The 20283-nt window shown below is 58.7% G+C and carries 18 protein-coding genes; 8 read left to right on the top strand and 10 right to left on the bottom strand.

Features of this window, described 5'->3' with window-relative positions; all coding sequences use genetic code 11:
• Positions 1-253: 253 nt before the first annotated feature.
• Complete coding sequence (locus BVL55_RS15420) at positions 254-982, top strand: N-acyl amino acid synthase FeeM domain-containing protein (RefSeq protein WP_075998222.1); 729 nt, start codon at positions 254-256, stop codon at positions 980-982.
• Positions 983-997: 15 nt separating this feature from the next.
• Here the strand turns inward: BVL55_RS15420 and BVL55_RS15415 are convergent, their stop codons facing one another.
• The 4 genes from BVL55_RS15415 to BVL55_RS15400 form a co-directional block, all read right to left on the bottom strand.
• Positions 998-2230, bottom strand: a complete 1233-nt coding sequence (locus tag BVL55_RS15415) for a cytochrome P450 (protein ID WP_075997642.1) — start codon at positions 2228-2230, stop codon at positions 998-1000.
• A complete protein-coding gene (choV, locus tag BVL55_RS15410; protein WP_075997641.1) occupies positions 2227-3276 on the bottom strand; it encodes a choline ABC transporter ATP-binding protein in 1050 nt (349 codons plus the stop codon). The genes BVL55_RS15415 and choV overlap by 4 nt, the downstream gene beginning before the upstream one ends.
• Positions 3277-3280: 4 nt before the next feature.
• The gene (choW, locus tag BVL55_RS15405) at positions 3281-4120 is read right to left on the bottom strand and encodes a choline ABC transporter permease subunit (protein ID WP_075997640.1); all 840 of its coding nucleotides are present in this window, start codon (positions 4118-4120) and stop codon (positions 3281-3283) included.
• A gap of 95 nt (positions 4121-4215) precedes the next feature.
• On the bottom strand, positions 4216-5151 hold the full coding sequence (locus BVL55_RS15400; RefSeq protein WP_075998221.1) for a choline ABC transporter substrate-binding protein: 936 nt from the start codon (positions 5149-5151) through the stop codon (positions 4216-4218).
• Positions 5152-5415: 264 nt separating this feature from the next.
• Between BVL55_RS15400 and betI the strand changes: the two genes are divergently transcribed.
• The 4 genes from betI to BVL55_RS15380 all read left to right on the top strand — a co-directional run bounded on the left by betI (position 5416) and on the right by BVL55_RS15380 (position 11525).
• Positions 5416-6093: a choline-binding transcriptional repressor BetI gene (gene betI, locus BVL55_RS15395; RefSeq protein ID WP_083649687.1), complete on the top strand. Its 678-nt coding sequence runs from the start codon at positions 5416-5418 to the stop codon at positions 6091-6093.
• Entirely contained in the window at positions 6093-7571 is a 1479-nt protein-coding gene (gene betB / locus BVL55_RS15390) for a betaine-aldehyde dehydrogenase (protein ID WP_075997638.1), read from the top strand. Before betI ends, betB begins: the two co-directional genes overlap by 1 nt.
• A gap of 10 nt (positions 7572-7581) precedes the next feature.
• On the top strand, positions 7582-9273 hold the full coding sequence (gene betA, locus BVL55_RS15385; protein ID WP_075997637.1) for a choline dehydrogenase: 1692 nt from the start codon (positions 7582-7584) through the stop codon (positions 9271-9273).
• Between the two features lie 233 nt (positions 9274-9506).
• Positions 9507-11525: a L,D-transpeptidase family protein gene (locus BVL55_RS15380; protein ID WP_162841526.1), complete on the top strand. Its 2019-nt coding sequence runs from the start codon at positions 9507-9509 to the stop codon at positions 11523-11525.
• Between the two features lie 333 nt (positions 11526-11858).
• Here the strand turns inward: BVL55_RS15380 and acs are convergent, their stop codons facing one another.
• Complete coding sequence (gene acs / locus BVL55_RS15375; protein WP_075998219.1) at positions 11859-13814, bottom strand: acetate--CoA ligase; 1956 nt, start codon at positions 13812-13814, stop codon at positions 11859-11861.
• A gap of 397 nt (positions 13815-14211) precedes the next feature.
• Between acs and BVL55_RS15370 the strand changes: the two genes are divergently transcribed.
• Positions 14212-14619 (top strand): YcbK family protein, encoded by a 408-nt coding sequence (locus BVL55_RS15370; protein WP_075997636.1) that lies wholly within the window; start codon positions 14212-14214, stop codon positions 14617-14619.
• An 11-nt stretch (positions 14620-14630) separates the two neighbouring features.
• Here BVL55_RS15370 and BVL55_RS15365 read toward each other — a convergent pair whose 3' ends face one another.
• The 5 genes from BVL55_RS15365 to tsaD are packed head-to-tail and all read right to left on the bottom strand — an operon-like array spanning position 14631 to position 18292.
• Positions 14631-15056 carry a DUF1761 domain-containing protein gene (locus BVL55_RS15365; RefSeq protein WP_244530536.1) on the bottom strand — a complete coding sequence of 142 codons (426 nt, stop codon included), beginning with the start codon at positions 15054-15056 and terminating at the stop codon, positions 14631-14633.
• Between the two features lie 53 nt (positions 15057-15109).
• The gene (locus BVL55_RS15360) at positions 15110-15847 is read right to left on the bottom strand and encodes a class I SAM-dependent methyltransferase (RefSeq protein WP_083649574.1); all 738 of its coding nucleotides are present in this window, start codon (positions 15845-15847) and stop codon (positions 15110-15112) included.
• Complete coding sequence (locus BVL55_RS15355; RefSeq protein ID WP_083649686.1) at positions 15790-16227, bottom strand: EVE domain-containing protein; 438 nt, start codon at positions 16225-16227, stop codon at positions 15790-15792. Before BVL55_RS15355 ends, BVL55_RS15360 begins: the two co-directional genes overlap by 58 nt.
• On the bottom strand, positions 16227-17222 hold the full coding sequence (locus BVL55_RS15350) for an NAD(P)H-dependent glycerol-3-phosphate dehydrogenase (protein ID WP_075997634.1): 996 nt from the start codon (positions 17220-17222) through the stop codon (positions 16227-16229). The genes BVL55_RS15355 and BVL55_RS15350 overlap by 1 nt, the downstream gene beginning before the upstream one ends.
• Positions 17219-18292, bottom strand: a complete 1074-nt coding sequence (tsaD, locus tag BVL55_RS15345; protein ID WP_075997633.1) for a tRNA (adenosine(37)-N6)-threonylcarbamoyltransferase complex transferase subunit TsaD — start codon at positions 18290-18292, stop codon at positions 17219-17221. Before tsaD ends, BVL55_RS15350 begins: the two co-directional genes overlap by 4 nt.
• A 143-nt stretch (positions 18293-18435) precedes the next feature.
• Between tsaD and hemC the strand changes: the two genes are divergently transcribed.
• Positions 18436-19392, top strand: coding sequence for a hydroxymethylbilane synthase (hemC, locus tag BVL55_RS15340; RefSeq protein WP_075997632.1), 957 nt, complete (start codon positions 18436-18438; stop codon positions 19390-19392).
• 9 nt (positions 19393-19401) lie between these two features.
• Entirely contained in the window at positions 19402-20127 is a 726-nt protein-coding gene (locus BVL55_RS15335) for a uroporphyrinogen-III synthase (protein ID WP_075997631.1), read from the top strand.
• Positions 20128-20283: the final 156 nt, after the last annotated feature.

Here is a 20283-nt window from a genome sequence, read left to right as displayed (position 1 = left end):
GCCTGCGGCAAACAAGCTTTCCTCAGCAAATACAAGGTTTTTTTCCGTTGCAGGGGCAGTTGATTACAAGTCCATCAAGATGATCTGCCGCTTTTATTATGGTTAACAAAACCTTTCCCTGTTAACCTTGTTTTTATTCAAATGCTTTGAATCCCTCGAATCAGCCCGCCGCGCCTTTACACCGATTAACAATTGGTTAATCATGAGAACGGTTCAAATTGAACCTGTTGGGGCAAGTATGGGTGTGGGTGTAATGCGTGATGATCAGCCTTTTTCGCAGAGGCTTACCGGCTATCTGCAAAATGTGGACTACAGAGTAGCGGTCGATGAGAGTGAGCGCGAAGCGCTCTATCGTCTGCGGTACTCTTCCTACCGCCGTGAAGGGACGATTTCTTCCAATTCCGGCAAACGATTCACCGACGACTACGACCAGATGAACAATTGCTGGTTGTTCGGGATTTACCTGGACGAGGAACTGGTAAGTTCCATCCGGTTCCATGTGATCTCTCCGGACAATCCGAAAGGGCCTGCTTATGATGTCTTTCCGGACATTGTGCGCCCGATGATCGAAGCCGGCATGTCGGTGGTCGACCCGACGCGTCTGGTCGTGGAGCGATCGATGTCAGAGCAGCACCCCGTGCTGCCTTATGTCACCATTCGCGCGGCCTTCATGGCAGCTGAATATTTCGAGGCTGAATACATGCTGGCCACCGTAAGGCGGGAGCATCAGGCATTCTACATGCGCTATTTCGGCTTCGAAAAGCTCTGCGATCCAAGGCCGTATCCGACCCTGTTGAAGCCGATCAGCCTTCTGGCGGCCAACATGCCAAGGCAGCGCGATACGGTGGTTGACCGGTTCCCGATCTTCCATTCTTCCTACACGGAAAGGCGGATGCTGTTTGATGCGGCCCCGTATCCGGAATTGGAGATTGGACCGGAGACAACCGTACCGATGGACCGGCTGCGGGTCGTGGGTGCCTGAGCACAGGGTGGCCGGTCAGCCGGCCACCATCAGCTTTTTCAAACCGTGAAAGTGGTACCGGTCTGCATAGACGGGGTTTTCGATAATATGCAGATCGGGTAGCCGGTTGAAGAGCAATGGCAGTGCGGCCGATATTTCAAGGCGGGCAAGGGGTGCGCCGAGGCAAAAGTGGATTCCCGCGCCGAAGGCCACATGACCCTTTCCGCCACGGACAAAATCCAACCGGTCGGGGGAAGGATAGCGGCGGGGATCGCGATTTGCCGAACCGAGCAATAGTCCGACGCTCTGGCCTTGCTGCAGGCGAACGCCAGCAAAGGTACAGTCTTCCAGAACAAAGCGGTTAAACAGGTGTAGCGGCGGGTCGAACCGGAGCAGTTCCTCCACCTGATCTGGCAGGTGTTCGGGATCACCAAATCTGGAATCAGAACCCATGTTCGTTTCAAGCAGTGCCTTGATGGCATTGCCCAGCGCGTGCACGGTTGCTTCGTGGCCTGCATTGAGAAGCAGGATGACCGTGGTGACGAGTTCCTGCTCGCTCAGCCGGTTTCCGCTGTCGCGGGCCTCCACCAGGGCGGTAATGAGATCATTGCGGGGTTTTTTGCGCCGCTCCCCAGCCACCTTCTGCACATAGGCTGAAAATGCGTTCATGGCTTCGACTGCCCGGTCTTCGGCAGCGCGGTCCCGGTTGAACTGATACATGGCCACCATGGCATGGGACCACTCAAGAAGCTGGTCTGCCATGTCTCTTGGAACACCAAGAAGATCGGCTATCACAAACACCGGTATCTTTTCGCAGAAACTGGGCAGCAGATCGAATTCGCCGGCTGGAAACGCTTCGATCAGTTCGTTTGCAAGCGTTTCAATCTGCGGCGTCAGGCGGGCAATATTTCGTGAAACGAATGCCCTTGTCACCAATGTCCGCAGCCTGGTGTGTGCCGGTGGTTCGCGTTCCAGCATGGAATTTGCCTCAAAGGCATAGAAGGGCTCGAGATGTTCGGGGATTGGCGGAAGACCTGCTTCCTCCCGCGCCATGATGTGGGTGATCTCGCGCCCGAAGCGGCGGTCGCGCAGAAGCGCATTGACCTCCTCATATCCTGCAAACGTCACATGGCCGTAATCGCGCCAGAAAAAGGCAGGACCCAAATCCCGCATCTGACGATAGACGGGATAGGGATTCTGACAAAAGCTGTCATCGGCAGGCGAAACCGTGAAGGTGGGCAGATCCGCGCAAGCAGTCCTGGCAGTCATGCCAGCCGGTTAAGCAGGGCCCGGTGCACATCGTCACCCTCGATTATGCCGGTAATTCTGCCCTTTTTCTCCACATAGACCGGCAGGCCGGTTTCGAGTTGCAGGCGCATGATGTCGGACAGGCTGGTGTCAGGTGCAACGGCGCTTGCCTTGGCGTGACCGCGCTTGCGGCCTGAAATCTTCCGCATGGCTTCCCCGGCGCGCAGCACGGCAAGCGGATTCATATGGGCAACGAAATCGGCAACATATTCATTTGCAGGATTGGTCAGGATTTCCTGTGCGGTACCGACCTGAATGATCCGTCCGCCTTCCATGATGGCAATGCGGCTGCCGATCTTGATGGCTTCATCAAGGTCGTGGCTGACAAAAATAATGGTGCGCTTCAGCCGCTGCTGAAGATCGATCAGCTCGTCCTGCAGCCGGGCCCGGATCAGCGGGTCGAGCGCGGAATAAGGTTCGTCCATCAGCAGGATGGGAGCTTCGGTGGCAAAGGCGCGTGCCAGGCCGACACGCTGCTGCATGCCACCCGAGAGTTCCTGCACCCGTTTTTCCGACCAGTCGGCCAGGCCGACCAACTCCAGTTGCTCGGCCACTTTCTGTCTGGTTTCCGCCTTGTCGCGGCCGGCCAGTTCTAGGCCGAAGCCGACATTTTCCTCCACGGTTCGCCAGGGAAGCAGGCCGAATTGCTGAAACACCATGGAAACCCAGTCGAGGCGCAACTCGCGCAGTTCGCCTTTCGAGCAGGCATGGGGATCGCGCCACTTTCCGTCATCGGGACAGCGCACGCTGACCTTGCCGCGTACGACCGGGTTGAGTGCATTGACCGCGCGAAGAAGCGTCGATTTGCCGGAGCCCGACAGCCCCATGAGAACGAGAACCTCACCTTCGTGAATTTCAAGCGAGCAATCGGCCACGCCCAGGATCTGGCCGCATTCTGTCTGGATTTCGGCGCGGTCCATGCCACTGTCGATCAATGGCAGGGCGCTTTTTGGCTTGTCGCCGAAGACAATGGAGACGTTTTCGAATTTTACCACCGGATCGGTCATGACTTCAGTCCCCCTGCCGTTCATGGCGCAGGAAGCGGTCGAGCAGGATGGCCACCAGCACGATGACGATGCCGGCCTCAAAGCCTCTTGCAATGTTGACCGTGTTGAGGGCTCGGACCACCGGCACGCCAAGGCCGGGAGCACCGACAAGGGCAGCGATCACCACCATGGAAAGCGACAGCATGATGGTCTGGGTCAGCCCTGCCATGATTTGCGGCAGGGCATAGGGCAATTCCACCTTCCAGAGCAGTTGGCGCGGCGTGGCGCCGAAGGCCTGTCCTGCCTCGATGAGGGCGCGGGGGGTGGAGCGTACGCCAAGCTCGGTCAGGCGAATGGGTGCGGGGATTGCAAAAATAACGGTGGCAATCAGGCCGGGAACCATGCCCAGGCCAAACAGGATCAGCGCCGGAATGAGATAAACAAAGGTCGGAATCGTCTGCATCAGATCGAGCAGCGGACGCAGAAAGGCGGAAAACCTCGGATTGTGTGCTGCCAGGATGCCCACCGGCACGCCTGCGGCCATGCAGACGGCAGCAGAGGCAACGACCAGAGCCAGTGTCTGGAGCATTTCCTCCCAATAACCCTGATTTAGAATGAGCAGGAGCGCAGCCAGGGTGAAAACAGGAAGAAACAGGCTGCGCTTTATCCACCAGGCGAGCGCTGCGGCAATTACAATGAACAGCAGCGGATGCGGCAGTTCCAGCAGCCACAACAAGCCGTCAATGCCGCCTTTCAACTGGCGTGAAAGCCAGTCGAAGAAAAAGCCGCCATTGTCGATCAGCCAGTCAGTGCCGTCCTTCGCCCAGCGGCCGATCGGCAGCTTGTTGTCCGTCAGCCACTCCATGATGGCTGTCCCTCCCCGCAGATTGCCCCGATCAAATACCGGTGGCGAAAGGGGCCATCTTTCGACGGCCCCTGGTTAAGGCAAATGCATGCCGGTTACATGCCCAGGGCGCTGTTGACCGCAGCAGCAGCATCGCCGCCGTCCTTGGCGGTAACACCTTCAAGCCATGGCCCGATCACATCCGGATTGGCCTTCAGCCATGCCTTGGCTGCAGCTTCCGGCTCCTCGCCATCGTCCAGAATGGCGCCCATGATCTCGTTTTCCATGGCCAGGGTGAACTTCATGTTGGTCACCAGCTTGCCGGCATTCGGGCACTCGGATGCATATCCGGCGCGGGTATTGGTATAGACCGTGGCGCCGCCCAGATTGGGGCCGAAGAAATCATCTCCGCCCTCAAGATAGGTAAGCGAGAAATTGGCGTTCATCGGGTGCGGTTCCCAGCCAAGGAAGACAACCGGTTCGCCGGCCTTTTCGGCGCGGGCGACCTGCGCCAGCATACCGGCTTCTGAAGATTCGACTACTTCGAACCCATTGAGTCCGAAGGCGTCTTTCTCGATCATGTCCAGGATGAGGCGGTTGCCGTCATTGCCCGGTTCGATGCCGTAGATCTTGCCGCCGAGGGAATCTTTCTGGGAAGCGATGTCGCCAAACGACTTGATCCCCATTTCCGCGCCCTTGGCGTTGGTGGCCAGGGTATATTTGGCGCCTTCAAGGTTGACGCCCGTCGACTCAACCGTACCGGCATCCAGGAAGGGCCGGATATCGGCTTCCATCGTCGGCATCCAGTTGCCGAGAAATACATCGATGTCGCCATTGGCAAGCGATTGATAGGTCACCGGAACCGACAGCACCTTGATGTCGGTTTCATAACCCAGCGCCTTCAACAGAAACGTCGTTACTGCCGTTGTGGCCGTAATGTCGGTCCAGCCGACATCTGAAAACCGAACGGTTGAACAGGACTCTGCTTCATGGCTTGCTGCCATTGCCGGGCTTGTCGAAAGGCTTGCCGTGATGCCGATGGCGGCGATCATGGCGAATAGCGGCTTGGCTTTTGCTGATATCATTATTCTCTCCCTGATGGATGTATTACGGGGCTGCCAAAGTGGCAGAACATTCCAACGATGCTCCACGAAAGTCAATTTGCGGCTTTACCCAGCCCCTAGTTCAGTTTATTTTGATTGATTAGTCAATTAAAAATTTGCTACCGGTAGCCTCACCCCCGGAGAGCCGTTGTTTGCAACGGGCCATGAACAGGGGTGCGTCTCCAGGTGGAGATGATGTCGAAAGGACTGTCCATGCCGCGTATCGGCGCCGAGCCGGAGCGAAGAAGAGCGCTCATTCATGCCGCCATCGATGTCATCGGTGAGCACGGATCGCTGGATGTCCCGGTCAAGATCATTGCCAAGCAGGCCGGCATGTCCTCTGCGCTGGCGTTCCACTATTTCGGCGGCAAGGACGAGATCATCGTCGAAACGATGCGTTACCTGCTTCGTGAACTGTCCGGGTCCGTGGTTGCAGAATTGCGGCAGGCGAAAGATCCGGCCAAGCGCATTGACGGGATCATCAAGGCCAGTTTTGCTGCCGGCCAGTTTGACCGCAAGACCATTGCCGCCTGGCTGGTTTTCTACCTCAAGGCCTATTCCTCACCGCCGGCCGCCCGCTTGCTTGCGATCTATTTCCGGCGGCTGGAAAGCAATCTGGTCGATTCGTTCAAGCAGGTGCTGCCTGAATGTGACGTTGAGAAAAGCCGGGAACTCGCGGAAGGGCTGGGGGCGTTGATTGATGGTCTTTACATCCGTCAGGCGCTTGGTGCCCGCGAGCCCGATGCGAACAGGGCGATAGAATTGTGCCGCCGGCATGTGGATGCAGGGCTGGCGCGGGCCGGTATCCAAACGGGACTGGCGATGCAAATCGGCAAGAGCGGACCGTCAGGTTCCGGCCAATGGAAAACAGCGGTTAAGGGAGTCCATTGATGGGCGCATTCGATCATCTGCTGCCGCAGCGCAGCCATTTTATCAACGGCGGTTTTGTCGAAGGCAAGGGAGAAGCCGTACCGGACATCTACCCCGCAACCGGTGAACCGCTTTGCGACATCCGGTGGGCAACCGATGCCGAGATTGAGGAGGCGGTTGCGGCGGCGAAAGCAGGCTTTGAAATCTGGCGCAAGACGCCGCCTGCCGAGCGTGCCCGCGTGCTTTTCCGTACCGCACAGATTCTTCGGTCCAGAAACGATGAAATTGCCCATCTGGAAACGCTCGACACAGGGAAGGCGGTGCAGGAGACCACGGTTGTGGATGTCGTATCTGCTGCCGATGCCATCGAGTATTTTGCAGCCCATGCCGCCACGATGAACGGCGAACATGTGGCTTTTTCCGGCATGGAAGGGGATTGGGGCTATACGGTGCGCGAACCCCTGGGTGTGTGTGTCGGCATTGCCGCGTGGAATTATCCCATGCAGATGGCGGGCTGGAAATCCGCACCGGCGCTTGCCTGCGGCAATGCAATGATCCTGAAGCCGGCTGAACTAACGCCGCTTTCAGCCCTCAGACTTGCCGAAGCCTACAAGGAGGCAGGCCTGCCCGATGGGGTGTTCAACGTGCTGCAGGGCGATGGCAAGGTAGGCGCCAGGCTGGTCGGCCATCCCGATGTTGCCAAGATTTCCCTGACCGGCGAGACCGGGACCGGCGCGAAGGTTCTGGCAGGTGCTGCGCCCGCCATCAAGAAAGTCACGCTGGAGCTTGGCGGCAAGTCGCCGTTGATCGTATTCGACGATGCGGACATTGATTCCGCCGTCGGTGGCGCCATGCTGGCCAATTTTTATTCGACCGGTCAGGTCTGCTCCAACGGTACGCGGGTTTTCGTGCATGAAAAAATCCGTGATCAGTTCGCCGAGAAGCTGGTGGCCCGTACGGAAGCCATGGTGATTGGCGATCCTTTCGACACGGACACCCAGATGGGGCCGCTTGTCTCCGGGGAGCATTTCAAGAAAGTGGCGGCATATTACGAGGCCGCCCCTTCACAGGGTGAATGCCTTTATGATGGCGGCTTTCCGAAAATTCAGGGTTTTGAGGGTGGCAACTGGATTGGCCCGGCAATTTATGCGCCCAAGGACGACCATCAGCCGATTGCCCGGGAGGAGATTTTCGGCCCGCTCCTGTCGCTGTTTACCTTCAGCGACGAGGATGAAGTGGTTGCCCGGGCCAATGATACGGTCTTCGGCCTTGCTGCCGGTGTCTACACCAATGACCTTTCCTGCGGGCATCGCATGATGAGCCGGCTGAAGGCGGGAAGCTGCTGGATCAACACGTTCAACGTCACACCGGTGGAAATGCCGTTTGGCGGCCACAAGCGCTCGGGACTGGGAATGGAGAACGGCAAATGGGCGCTCGACGCCTACAGCCAGATCAAAAGTGTCCATGTGGCAATGAGCCCGATGGAATATCCCTACTAGGAAAGATGCGATGTCGGGTGGTTCGATAGATATTCGTGATGTTGAAGCCGATTATGTCATCGTCGGCTCTGGTTCTGCCGGCGCGGCACTGGCCTATCGCCTGAGCGAAGACGGCAAGCACCGTGTGATCGTGATCGAGTATGGCGGCAGCGATGTCGGACCGTTCATTCAGATGCCGGCGGCGCTTTCCTTCCCCATGAACATGAGCCGCTATGACTGGGGTTACAAGAGCGAGCCGGAGCCCCATCTTGGCGGGCGGCGGCTGGTGACGCCGAGGGGCAAGGTGATTGGCGGCTCCTCGTCGATCAATGGCATGGTCTATGTGCGCGGTCATGCACGCGACTATGATGCCTGGCAGGAGATGGGCGCCACCGGCTGGGCCTATGCTGATGTGCTCCCTTATTTCAAAAGGATGGAAAACGCGGCAGACGGCGATGCGGCGGTACGCGGCAAGGACGGCCCCCTTCATGTCAAGAAGGGCGATCAGAACAACCCGCTTTATCACGCATTTGTCGAGGCGGGCCGTCAGGCCGGTTTCGAGGTTACGGACGACTATAACGGCATCAAGCAGGAAGGATTCGCAGCCTTTGAGCATACCATTCACAAGGGACGCCGATGGTCGACGGCCAATGCCTATCTGAAGCCCGCGCTAAAGCGGGAGAATCTTCAACTGGTTCGGGCTTTTGCCCGCCGGGTCGTCATGGAGGGCAAGCGCGCCACCGGCGTCGAGATCTCGCGGGGCGATCATGTGGAGGTGATCCGCGCACGCAAGGAGGTGATCCTTGCTGCTTCCTCGATCAATTCGCCAAAACTGCTGATGCTGTCAGGCATCGGCCCGGCAAAACACCTGCGTTCGCTGGGCATCGGAGTGGTAGCGGACCGGCCGGGTGTCGGGGCAAATCTGCAGGATCATCTGGAAGTATATGTTCAGCAGGAATGCCTTGAGCCGATCACGCTTTATTCCAAGCTGAACCTGTTTTCGAAGGCGCTGATCGGTGCCGAGTGGCTGTTCTTCAAACGGGGAGACGGGGCGACAAATCACTTCGAGAGCTGCGCATTCGTGCGCTCGAAAGCGGGGGTTGAATATCCCGACATCCAGTTTCACTTCCTTCCGGTGGCGATCCGCTACGACGGAAAGGCGGCCGCCAGAAGCCATGGCTTTCAGGCTCATGTGGGGCCGATGCGCTCGAAATCACGCGGCCGGGTTCAACTGACTTCCGATGATCCGTTTGCCAAGCCGTCCATCCTGTTCAACTATATGAGCCATGAGGAGGACTGGGCCGATTTCCGTTATTGTATCCGGCTGGCGCGGGAAATCTTCAGCCAGCAGGCTTTTGACCGCTATCGCGGTCGCGAAATCCAGCCGGGGGACGATGCCCGCAGCGATGCGCAGCTGGATGCGTTTATCCGCTCACATGCCGAAAGTGCCTTCCATCCCTGCGGAACCGCGCGCATGGGCCGCGCCGACGATCGCCAGGCAGTGGTGGACAGCGAATGCCGGGTGATCGGCGTTGAAAACCTGCGGCTTGCCGACAGTTCGGTCTTCCCGCAAATCACCAATGGCAATCTCAACGCACCGTCGATCATGGTGGGTGAAAAGGCTGCCGATCATATTCTGGGCCGCGATCCGTTGCCGAAGTCCAATCTGGAGCCCTGGATCAACCCAAGATGGCAGGACAGCGATCGTTCAATCCCTGCTTAGTGTAATGGGCCCGATTTGGCCGTTTTTTGCGGTTTCACTGCAACATAACGGCCGCGATTTCACGCGTTGTCTGCCGGTTGTCTTGATAGCGGCAGGCCAATCTGCGAAACTTTGCGCCAGCGATGTGGAATCAGAATAACGGTGTTCATCAAGCCGAGTGCCATAAACCCGGAGACGAACAGTTGCAGCCTGCCGTGAACGTAAGTCAATCAGAGAAAACGAGGTGCCGGCCAATGACTGAAAAACCGGCTGTAAATGCGAGCGGCAAAGCCCGGTCAAAGGCTTCGCGCGGCGGTGCGCGGATGTTGATGCTGGCGCTTGCTGCAAGCATCGCGGTAACGGCGCTCCCGCTGGATGATGCGCAGGCCCAGCGCCGCACACTGCTGGAACAGTGGTTTGCCGATGCCGCCAAGCGTGCCCAGGAACGCCGGATGAAGCGCCTGCGCCGCACCAATCCGGAACTGTTTGCCGCCGATCCTGAACCGGCACCGATCAAGAAGATCACCGGTCCGCGATACTACACCTACAAGACAGAGAAGCTGGCTTCGTTCTCGCTGGCCGGTCTGTTGCCGGAACCGCCTGCCCCGGCACCGATGGTGCGAAAAGTACCACTGCTTGGTGAAGACGACCTTGGGGTACCCACGCCGGCAGGCGTCGATCTTTCAAAGACCGGTGCCATCAAACCCGTTTCGCCGAAACTGACCGAGGCATCCCTGACCGGCTGGTCCATGACCCTGGAAGGGGGGATCGCCGCCGCGCTCAAGGAACACTATTCCAAACAGCCGGATTATCTGTGGGTTGGTTCTGACCTGCGGCCCAATGAGAAAGCATCCGATCTTCTCGCGATTTTCTCCCGGGCAGATGAGTTCGGTCTTACACCGCAGGATTATCAGGTAAGCCTGCCTCAGGTGGCGGCAAACCGCGAGGATGCGGAAGGTGCGGCAGCGCGTTTTGAACTGGCGCTGAGCGCTGCGGCGTTACGCTATGCAGCCGACGCGGATGCTGGCCGCATCAATCCCAACAAGATCAGCGGCTATCATGATTTTCCCGGTTATGGACGGGACTACAAGGCGCAGATGTCCGCCATAGCAGACAATGACGACCCGGCTGCCATGCTGGAATCCCTGCATCCGGCCAATGAACGTTTCGCCAGCCTGATGGCGGAGCTTGCCGAGTTGCGCGCCAGTGTCGATGAAGACGACATCGAGCCGATCAAGCCGGGCACGCTCATCAAGCCTGGCCAGGAACACGAAGAACTTCCGAAGATCATTGAACTGATCCGCCGCAAGGCAAGCGATGAATTCAAAACGGAACATGCGGCGGTCCTTGCATCCTATGACGGTGCGCTGGTGTTCGGCGAAGAACTGGTCAAGCTGATCAAGGCATTCCAGAAGGAAAGCGGGCTTGGCGCCGACGGTATTGTCGGCAGGAACACGATTGCAAAACTGCAGGGTGAAAGCCCGAAAGCAAAGATCGCCAAGATCGAACTGGCCATGGAGCGCCTGCGCTGGCTGCCGGACGACCTGGGAAGCCGCCATGTCCTCGTCAACCAGCCTGCGTACCGCGCGACCTATGTTAACGGCGGCAAGGTGCAACTGGCCATGAATGTGGTGGTGGGCAAGCCTTCCAACCAGACCAGTTTCTTTAGCGATACGATTGAAGTGGTGGAGGTCAATCCCTACTGGAACGTGCCGCGCTCGATCCTGGTCAACGAGATGCTGGGCAAGATACGCGCCAATCCGGGATATCTGTCTGCGCGCAATTACGAGGTGGTTTCGGGCGGCAAGCCGCGCGATCCTCATTCCGTCGACTGGTATTCGCCGGAGGGGTATAAAAGCGTCTACATCCGGCAGCGCCCGGGAAGCGGCAATGCGCTGGGCGAATTGAAGATACTCTTCCCCAACGAGCATGCCATCTACATGCACGATACGCCGGCCAAGAAACTGTTTTCGCGGTCAAGGCGGGCCTACAGCCATGGCTGTATCCGCCTTGCCGATCCGCGCGCCATGGCCGCAGCGGTGCTGCAGACCAGCCAGGAGCAAGTCGGCAATTACATCGCAGGCGGTCAAAACCGGTCGATCCCGGTCAAGAACAAGCTTCCGGTCTATGTTTCCTACTTTACCGCCTGGCCGGACGATGAAGGCAATGTCGGCTATTACGCCGATGTCTATGGCCGCGACAAGGCGCTGATCGAGGCGCTGGAGCGGACCCGCGAAATGCGCCTGTCGGCGGGTGCCATCGCCGAGAGCTAGAGCGTGTCAGGTTTAAATTAAATCAGTTTGCATGGATGGATTTTTCGTTTCTGGCAAGCAGAACACCGCAGCGCGGTGCCTTGCCACCTTGCGAGGATTTCGACGAAGCCAGAACGCAAAAGACACCACAGCCGGGCACTTGACATCATGAATGTATCGGGTTTTCTGCAATCGTTTGAACCTGGTTCCTTGCCGAAGACCAAACTCCCGGCGCTCAAACGGTTCCATTTAAGCCGGACACGCTCTAAGCCTGACACCCGTCAAAGCGGAACAACAAAAGGGGAGCCGAAGCTCCCCTTTTTTCTATTCTGTACTGGCATGTGCCGGAGCCAGTTAGCCCTTCTTGTTCTGCCGGTTCTCGACGAGATCGTCGACCACGGCGGGATCGGCGAGGGTCGATGTGTCGCCCAGGGAGTCGAAATCATCCTCGGCGATCTTGCGCAGGATGCGGCGCATGATTTTGCCGGAACGGGTTTTTGGCAGGCCGGGGGCGAACTGGATCTTGTCAGGAGAGGCAATCGGGCCGATTTCCGAACGCACATGGCTGACCAGTTCCTTGCGCAGGGCGTCGCTGCCTGTCTCACCGGCCATCAGCGTGACATAGCAGTAAATGCCCTGGCCCTTGATGTCGTGGGGGTAGCCGACAACCGCGGCTTCTGAAACCTTGTCATGGGCAACCAGCGCGCTTTCCACTTCCGCGGTACCCATGCGGTGGCCGGAAACGTTGATCACATCGTCGACGCGCCCGGTAATCCAGTAATAGCCGTCCTTGTCGCGGCGGCAGCCGTCACCGGTGAAATACTTGCCCTTGTAGGTGGAAAAATAGGTCTGGATGAAGCGCTTGTGGTCGCCATAGACGGTGCGCATCTGGCCAGGCCAGGAATCGATCAGGCAGAGATTGCCCTCCGTCGCGCCTTCCAGAACATTGCCGTCATTGTCGACGATCTGCGGCTGGACCCCGAAGAAGGGGCGTGTTGCCGATCCGGGCTTGAGGTCGGTTGCGCCGGGCAACGGGGTAATCAGAATACCGCCGGTCTCGGTCTGCCACCAGGTATCGACGATCGAGCAGCGCTTGTCGCCAACCACGTTGTAATACCATTCCCAGGCTTCAGGGTTGATCGGCTCACCGACTGACCCGAGCACGCGCAGGGATTTGCGTGAGGTGCGGCTGACAAACTCGTCACCAGCGCCCATCAGGGCACGAAGGGCCGTTGGCGCGGTGTAGAAAATGTTGACCTGGTGCTTGTCCACCACTTCCCAGAACCGGCTCATGGTCGGGTAGTTCGGCACGCCTTCAAACATCAGTGTCTGCGCGCCGTTGGCGAGCGGACCGTAGACGATATAGGAGTGGCCGGTTACCCAGCCGACATCGGCCGTACACCAGTACACATCGCCTTCATGATAATCGAAAACGTATTCATGGGTCATGGAGGCGTATACGAGATAGCCGCCCGTGGTGTGCAGCACGCCCTTGGGCTGGCCGGTGGATCCGGACGTATAGAGGATGAAGAGCGGATCTTCTGCCTTCATGGGTTCGGGCTTGCAGTCCGGCTTGGCTGCGATCATTTCCTCATGGTACCAGCGGTCCCGCTTGTCATCCCAGTTGATCTCACCGCCGGTACGCCGCACCACCAGGACATTTTTCACCCGCCGTTTCTTTTGTGCGGCAATTTCGCAAGCTGCGTCGGTATTTGCCTTGAGCGGAATGGTCCTGCCGCCGCGCAAGCCTTCATCCGCGGTGATGACGTAGCTGGATTTGCAGTCGATGATGCGCTGGGCAAGGGCATCCGGCGAGAAGCCGCCAAAGACGATCGAGTGGACGGCGCCGATGCGGGCGCAGGCGAGCATGGCGTAGGCAGCCTCCGGAATCATCGGCATGTAGATGGTGACCCGGTCGCCCTTCCTGACGCCGTGGGACTTCATCACATTGGAGAGACGGCAAACCTTGTCATAGAGTTCGTTGTAAGTGATCTTCTTGTCGTCGAAGGGATTGTCGCCTTCCCAGATGATGGCGGTCTGGTCGCCGCGTTTTTTCAGATGGCGGTCGATGCAGTTGTAGGCGACGTTGGTAACGCCGTCCTCGAACCATTTGATCGACACATTGCCGGAGAAATTGGTGTTTTTCACCTTCTTGTACGGTTTGAACCAGTCAATGCGCTTGCCATGCCTGGCCCAGAATTTCTCAGGGTTCTTAACGCTCTGATTGTACCATTTAAGGTAAGTATCGTTGTCGATCAGGGCATTCTTCTTCCATGCCGCCTTTACCTTGTGCTTCTTGACTTCAAACATGTTTTTCTCCCCGACCATCACCCGCAACCGGGCATCTCAGTGTTTCCTCGGTATTCAAACGGATAATCTGCTTTGAATGCAAGCCCGATTGGATTTCCGCGCAACCTATTGCCTGTCAGCCGGTGCGTCCATAAGACAATCGCAGAATACGGGCGCAGAATACGGGCGCAGAATACGGGCGCAGAATACGGGCGCAGAATACGGGCGCAGAATACGGGCGCAGAATTGCCTGCCCAGGATCTGCAGGCCGGCGTATCGGAATTACAGCCTAGCCTTCGTTCCTACCAGTTGCTTCCCACAAGTCTTAATCCAATCTTAACGCGGTTGTTCCAAAATGGCCGCGTCTGTTAACCGGCTGCAAACCTGCCGGCCTGTTTGTATTGCGTAAGGACCGGGCATGACGACTTTCTCCGTCAAATGGCCCTGCGGGGGCATTTCCCGAGCGATTATACTGGTGCTGCTTGCAGTGATGCTGAGCGGCTGCGCCCTGTTTCGCCCCGCTCCCATCACATGGAACGATACCCGCTGGTGCGTGCCGCCGAGGCTGAAGGTCGTTCTGCGTCAGGTGGCGCGCAAATTCGGGCCTGTGCGGGTCCATTCCACCCATCGCTGGCCATTGGAAAACCGGCGCAAGGGCGGCAAACCCAAGTCATATCATTTGACCTGCCGGGCGGTCGACTTCAGTGTCAGGGGCGATCCGGGCGGCGTGCTGGCGTTCGTCCGCGGCCACCGCAATGTGGGCGGTTATGCGCGGTATCCCCAAGGCTTCTACCACATCGATACCGGTCCCAAGCGAACCTGGTAACCTGCTTTGCCTTACAATCCCATCACGGCCATGACGAGTGCCTGAATCAGCATCACGCCGAGCCAGTGCCCGCTGTCGATTAGGGTCAGCGACCATGGTTTCATGGAATAGCGGTGGTTGATCGTCTGGGTTGTGAACACGAAACCCAGCCAGAGAATGAACGCTGCCACCAATGCGCTTGCCAGGCTGAAGGAACCGTCGGAGGTGTGCAGCAGCAACACGGCCAGCACATAGGCCATGATGAATTCGAGTATGAACGAGATGATGAAGGGAGAAGGATCGACCTTTCCGCTCTTTCCCTTGATGTCTTCCTCGCTCAGGCCGGAAGCTGCCATCCAGCGTTTGCCAAGCGCCCCGTACCATATGGAGCCGAATATCCAACTGGCGATGGTTGCGACCAGAATGGTGACAAGGCTTGCGCCCATAGCTGCCTGCATTTTTCTCCTCCTGATTTTTCTGCCGGACGGTGCATTGTGGGCAATGTCGCGGTTCATCGCAAGCCGGTCACCCGCCAGACCCGCGTTTGCTTGATTGAATTGTCCTCCAGTGCCCGGGTGACGGGAACCTGGTATTCCGCCAACAGGCTCAAGCCTTCTTTGGGCAGGTAGGTACGGCCGGGATCTCCGGCCAGGATTTCAATGCCCGCCTCTGCAGCCGTGCAGAACAATGGCCACAGGCGATGTGCCATCTGCCGGTCGTAGAAAACGTCACCGGCAAGGATGCAATCGAACTTTGCCAGCCATGCGGCGCCTGCCTCAGGTTCCAGAGCCAGCAGGTCGCGGTCCGTATAGGCAATTTCAACCCCGTTCAATGCGCTGTTCAGTGCGATGGCGTCTTTGCAGAAAGGATCAATGTCCATGGCGAGTGCGCTGGATGCGCCGGCCTTCATTGCCGCTATTGATACCAGGCCGCTGCCGGCAGCAAAGTCGGCGATCCGCTTTCCCCGCACGGTTTGCGGATGATCCAGCACAAAACGTGACAGACCCTGGCCGCCTGCCCAGGCAAACGCCCAGAAGGGCGGCGGCAGGCCTATCGCCTCCAGTTCCTCTTCGGTTTTGTGCCAAAGCCCGTGTGCCTCGCCGGCCAGATGCAGGTCAAGTTCGGGCACATGGGGCGGCGAGGCTATCGTGGTGTTGGCGAGAATGAATGCACGCCTTGAAGCGGTGGTTATCACAATGGCTTCAGGGATTTCCCGTTTAGCCCGCCCATGCGGCAGACTTCCATCCATTCATCCTCGCGCACCGGCTGCACCGACAGCCGCATGGAGGTGACAAGCGCCATTTCCGAGAGTTTCGGATTGGCTTTTACGTCTTTCAGGGTGACGGGGTTGGGCAAGTCGCAAACGGCCTTGATGTCGACGCACTCCCAGCGCTCGTCGTCGGTGGTGGAATCGGGGTGCACGAGTGCGCAAACCTCGACGATGCCGACCACTTCAAGCCCTTCGTTGGAGTGGTAGAAAAAGCCGCGGTCACCAAGTTCCATCGCCTGCATGTTGTTGCGGGCCTGATAGTTGCGGATACCGTCCCATTCCTCGCCCTTGTCGCCCCGGGCCTTCTGGTCCTCCCAGGACCATTTGAACGGTTCGGACTTGAACAACCAGTACTGCATCATTCCTCGCTTTCGCTCCTAAGTGGCCGTGCGAGCAGTTCCCGCAACGCCTCTCCGGGAGTTATCGCGCCATCCACCAGTTTGGCAACCGTGGAAATCAACGGCGCCTCAATGTTGTTTTCAGCGGCGATTGTCGCTGCAACCCCGGCGGTAAAGGCGCCTTCGGCGAGTGCAAGTCCTGCAACACCCCTATCCTCGCCAAGAGCCAGGCCATAGGTAAAATTGCGCGACTGGGTGCCCGAGCAGGTCAACACCAGGTCGCCCAGGCCGGACAGTCCCATCAGGGTCTGCGGCTTTGCACCAAGATGGGTGGCCAAACGCGAAACTTCGGCAAACCCGCGTGCGGTAAGCGCGGCCTCCGCACTGGCGCCAAGCCCCATGCCCCGGCAGACACCAACGCCAACGGCAATCACGTTCTTCAATGCACCACCCAGTTCGACGCCCTTAAGATCGGTCGCGGCATAGACCCTGAAGGTTTCCGACGAGATGATGGCGGCAAGCTGTGCAGCTTTTTTACCATCGGTATGTGCAAGGGTGACAGCAGTCGGCAGGTCGCGGGCGACGTCATGAGCAAAGCTCGGGCCGGACAGGGCTGCCAGGGACTGACCCTCGAACCGTTCTGCTAGAATCTGGGCAGGCAGTTTGCCGGATTTGCGGTCTATGCCCTTGGCGCACAGGATAAGGGGCGTAGAGGGGCTGATCTTTCCGGCAAGCAATCCCGCCATTTCAGGAATGGTCTGTGCCGGCGTTGCCAGCAAAACGGTTTGAGCGCCTTCAAGGGCCCTGGCGATATCCCTGGTTGCCGCCAACCCTTCCGGCAGGTTTATGTCCGGCAGGTATCGCGGATTTTCCCCTCTGGTGTTGATGGTGTCCACCGTTTTTTGATCGCGTCCCCAAAGCTGGACATCGTGCCCCCTGCGGGCAAGCACGCTGGCCAGCGCCGTGCCCCAGGCACCCGCGCCCAATACGGCGATGCGGTGTAGAGCTTCGCTCATGCCTTCACTCCCCGTTTCCCCGAGCCGATCAATCCGGCGGCATCTTCATCGAGAGGCCAACGTGAGCGCGGCGCCAGATCGAAGCCAGAGGGCGAAAAGCGGTCGCTGCGTTCAATGGCCGCCCAGGCGATCATCGCTGCATTGTCTGTGCACAGTTGCGGTGGCGGTGCGACCAGGCTCCAGCCATGTTCATCCGTCAACTGTTCCAGCGCGAGCCGAATCGCCTTGTTGGCTGCAACGCCACCGGCGATGACCAGGGTGCGATCGTGTTTTCCATGGACGTTGTCGAACTGCCGTATCATTTTGGCTGTGCGGTCGAGCAGAATGTCGATGATAGCCTGCTGAAAGGAAGCGCAAATGTCGGCGGCGTCGTGATTGGAAAGGGGCGCCAGTTTGTTGGCGGTTTGCCGGATGGCTGTCTTCAAACCGGAAAAGGAGAAGTTGGTTTCCTCCTTTCCCGATAGCGGGCGCGGGAAATCGAAACGCCGCGGATTTCCTTCTTTCGCTGCCTGTTCCACCTGCGGGCCGCCGGGATAGCCGAGCGACAGCAGTTTGGCCGTCTTGTCGAAGGCTTCGCCAAGGGCGTCATCAATGGTGGTTGCAAGGCGCCGGTATTCGCCGGCGTCGCGAACCTCGACAAACTGGGTGTGGCCGCCGGAAACCAGCAGCAGCAAATAGGGAAATTCAAGGGCGTTGGTGAGGCGGGGCGTCAGGGCATGGCCTTCAAGGTGATTGATGCCGAAGAAGGGAAGCCCGGTCGATGCCGACAGTGCCTTGGCGGTCATCACGCCGGTCAGAAGACCGCCAACAAGGCCGGGTCCGGCAGTTACGGCGATGGCGTCCAGTCCGGACCAGTTGCAATCGGCTTCTTCCATGGCCTGTGTAATAAGCCCGTCGAGGCGGGCTAGGTGGGAGCGGGCGGCGATTTCCGGCACGACACCGCCGAAAGCTGCATGTTCGGCAATCTGGGAATGGATGCAGTTGGACAGGATGCTGCCGCCCTTTCCGGTTCGCTGCACTACCGCTGCCGCAGTTTCATCGCAACTGGTCTCAATGCCCAATACAAGCATGAAAATCTGACCCGCACCCTCGATCGGCCTGTCTGGCCTGTCTGGCCCGTTTGGATTGTACGTGCGATGAAAAACGACTACACCGGCACGCGCAAGGCCAGAGGCCTTTTTATAGCGGTTAACAGGAGTGGAGCGCAAAGCCAATGGCCGGCCAGAGGGCAGATGACAACGGCAAGACCGTTCGGATCGGGACTCGCGGCAGCCCGCTGGCGCTGGCCCAGGCGCATGAGGTGCGTGACCGGCTCGTTGCAGCGCACGGTGCGGATATTGCCGTGGAAATCGATGTCATCAGCACCAAGGGCGACCGTATCATCGACCGCTCCCTTTCGCAGATTGGCGGCAAGGGCCTGTTCACCGAAGAAATCGAGGAACGGCTGACAGATGGCCGGATCGATATCGCGGTACATTCATCCAAGGACATGCCGACAAAACTGCCGGAGGGTCTTGCGCTGTCCTGTTTTCTGGAACGCGAGGCGCCTGAAGATGCGTTTATTTCCCACAAAGTCTCAAAACTGTCTGAGCTGCCGAAGGGCGCGGTCATGGGAACCTCGTCTTTGCGGCGCAGGGCGATGCTGCTGCGCCTTCGGCCCGATCTTCAGATCGTGGAGTTTCGCGGCAATGTGCAGACCCGGCTGAGGAAGCTTGAAGAAGGTGTGGCAGAGGCGACCCTGCTCGCCGTGGCCGGGCTCAACCGGCTCGGTATGGCCGATGTGGCAGCCTCCGTGTTTGATCTGGAGGAATTTCTGCCGGCGCCGGGACAAGGCGCGATTTGTGTGGAAAGCCGTATCGGCGATGAACGGGTAGACAGGCTGCTTTCACCCCTGAACGATGCCGATACTGCAACAGCGCTGGCCTGTGAGCGGGCCTTTCTCGATGCGCTGGATGGCTCCTGTCGCACGCCGATTGCCGGCCATGCGGCAGTGGGCGCCGACCGGATTGATTTTCACGGCATGATCTTGAGCCCCGACGGAAAGCAATGGCATGCGTGCCGTGAAAGCGGGAGGCTTGATGATGCTGCAGCATTGGGGCGGGCCTGCGGCAACCGGTTGCGGGCAGAGGCGGGCGATGCCTTCTTTGCCGATTGGGGCGGGTCCGGCTGAGGAAGTGCGATGAAGGTACTGCTCACCCGCCGTCCGTCCGACAATGCCCGCATGGTGCCAATGCTCAAATCGGCCGGCCTTGAAGCGGTGCAACTTCCGCTGATCGAGCTGGAAGATACCGGGCACGACCTGCCCGGGGGCAGATTCGACTTCTCCGTTTTTACCTCCGCTGCTGCTGTCGAAGTGCTTTCTGCCCGGAACGAAGGCCGTTTGCTTGGCGTCCCCGCCTATGCAGTGGGGCCGCGTACGGCCGGCCTGTTGAAGGAAAATGCGTATCTTGATGTACGCCAAAGCTCGGGTGATGTGGAAAACCTCGCTGCTCGTATCTCGGCGGATTTTGGCGGGCGATCCGGCATTTGCGGCATCTATCCGTGCGGCGAGAAACGGGCCAGAGACCTTTCAGCAATGGTGGAACCTGCCGGCATTGCGCTTGAGAGCGTCGAGACATACCGGCTCAAGGAGAAAGAGGTCAGCCGCGATGCCCTTCGAGCTTCACTGAATGGCGCCGAGGGTGGCGCCGTGGCTGTTTTCTCCACTGAAAGCGGCAGAAGGTTGCTGGAACTGGTGCAACGCCACAGTCTGGAAAAGGCGCTCGCGAACCTTTCTGCCGCAGCGCTTTCGGAGGGAATTGCTGAAACGCTCGACGCGCGTCTGTTCCAAAACATACATGTGGCGGAACGCCCGGATGCTGAGGCCATGGTGAAATTGCTGGCTGAGCTCGACAGGCAGCACTAATCCAAAATCGTATTTGTATGTACGGTTTTGGCTTTCCTGCGCTGTGACGCAAAGTACCGTTGCGCGCCGGGGCAGGCTGTGCTTGTCTGTCGGGCGGATGTCCCAAGGTAAGGTTTGTACCTGCTGTCGCCAGCCAGGCAATAAAACGGGCTAAGG

Origin of the sequence: Salaquimonas pukyongi, from assembly GCF_001953055.1 — a bacterium.
Taxonomy (GTDB): Bacteria; Pseudomonadota; Alphaproteobacteria; order Rhizobiales; family Rhizobiaceae; genus Salaquimonas; species Salaquimonas pukyongi.
The sequence above is the reverse complement of the archived record's forward strand: the minus strand, read 5'-3'. Positions and strand labels throughout refer to the sequence as shown.

What these genes read in the sequence shown, in the direction of transcription:
- BVL55_RS15420 (WP_075998222.1), top strand. Translation starts at nt 254, where the DNA reads ATGCGTGATGATCAGCCTTTTTCGCAGAGGCTTACCGGCTATCTGCAA.
- BVL55_RS15415 (WP_075997642.1), bottom strand. Translation starts at nt 2,230, where the DNA reads ATGACTGCCAGGACTGCTTGCGCGGATCTGCCCACCTTCACGGTTTCG.
- choV (WP_075997641.1), bottom strand. Translation starts at nt 3,276, where the DNA reads ATGACCGATCCGGTGGTAAAATTCGAAAACGTCTCCATTGTCTTCGGC.
- choW (WP_075997640.1), bottom strand. Translation starts at nt 4,120, where the DNA reads ATGGAGTGGCTGACGGACAACAAGCTGCCGATCGGCCGCTGGGCGAAG.
- BVL55_RS15400 (WP_075998221.1), bottom strand. Translation starts at nt 5,151, where the DNA reads ATGATCGCCGCCATCGGCATCACGGCAAGCCTTTCGACAAGCCCGGCA.
- betI (WP_083649687.1), top strand. Translation starts at nt 5,416, where the DNA reads ATGCCGCGTATCGGCGCCGAGCCGGAGCGAAGAAGAGCGCTCATTCAT.
- betB (WP_075997638.1), top strand. Translation starts at nt 6,093, where the DNA reads ATGGGCGCATTCGATCATCTGCTGCCGCAGCGCAGCCATTTTATCAAC.
- betA (WP_075997637.1), top strand. Translation starts at nt 7,582, where the DNA reads ATGTCGGGTGGTTCGATAGATATTCGTGATGTTGAAGCCGATTATGTC.
- BVL55_RS15380 (WP_162841526.1), top strand. Translation starts at nt 9,507, where the DNA reads ATGACTGAAAAACCGGCTGTAAATGCGAGCGGCAAAGCCCGGTCAAAG.
- acs (WP_075998219.1), bottom strand. Translation starts at nt 13,814, where the DNA reads ATGTTTGAAGTCAAGAAGCACAAGGTAAAGGCGGCATGGAAGAAGAAT.
- BVL55_RS15370 (WP_075997636.1), top strand. Translation starts at nt 14,212, where the DNA reads ATGACGACTTTCTCCGTCAAATGGCCCTGCGGGGGCATTTCCCGAGCG.
- BVL55_RS15365 (WP_244530536.1), bottom strand. Translation starts at nt 15,056, where the DNA reads ATGCAGGCAGCTATGGGCGCAAGCCTTGTCACCATTCTGGTCGCAACC.
- BVL55_RS15360 (WP_083649574.1), bottom strand. Translation starts at nt 15,847, where the DNA reads ATGGATGGAAGTCTGCCGCATGGGCGGGCTAAACGGGAAATCCCTGAA.
- BVL55_RS15355 (WP_083649686.1), bottom strand. Translation starts at nt 16,227, where the DNA reads ATGCAGTACTGGTTGTTCAAGTCCGAACCGTTCAAATGGTCCTGGGAG.
- BVL55_RS15350 (WP_075997634.1), bottom strand. Translation starts at nt 17,222, where the DNA reads ATGAGCGAAGCTCTACACCGCATCGCCGTATTGGGCGCGGGTGCCTGG.
- tsaD (WP_075997633.1), bottom strand. Translation starts at nt 18,292, where the DNA reads ATGCTTGTATTGGGCATTGAGACCAGTTGCGATGAAACTGCGGCAGCG.
- hemC (WP_075997632.1), top strand. Translation starts at nt 18,436, where the DNA reads ATGGCCGGCCAGAGGGCAGATGACAACGGCAAGACCGTTCGGATCGGG.
- BVL55_RS15335 (WP_075997631.1), top strand. Translation starts at nt 19,402, where the DNA reads ATGAAGGTACTGCTCACCCGCCGTCCGTCCGACAATGCCCGCATGGTG.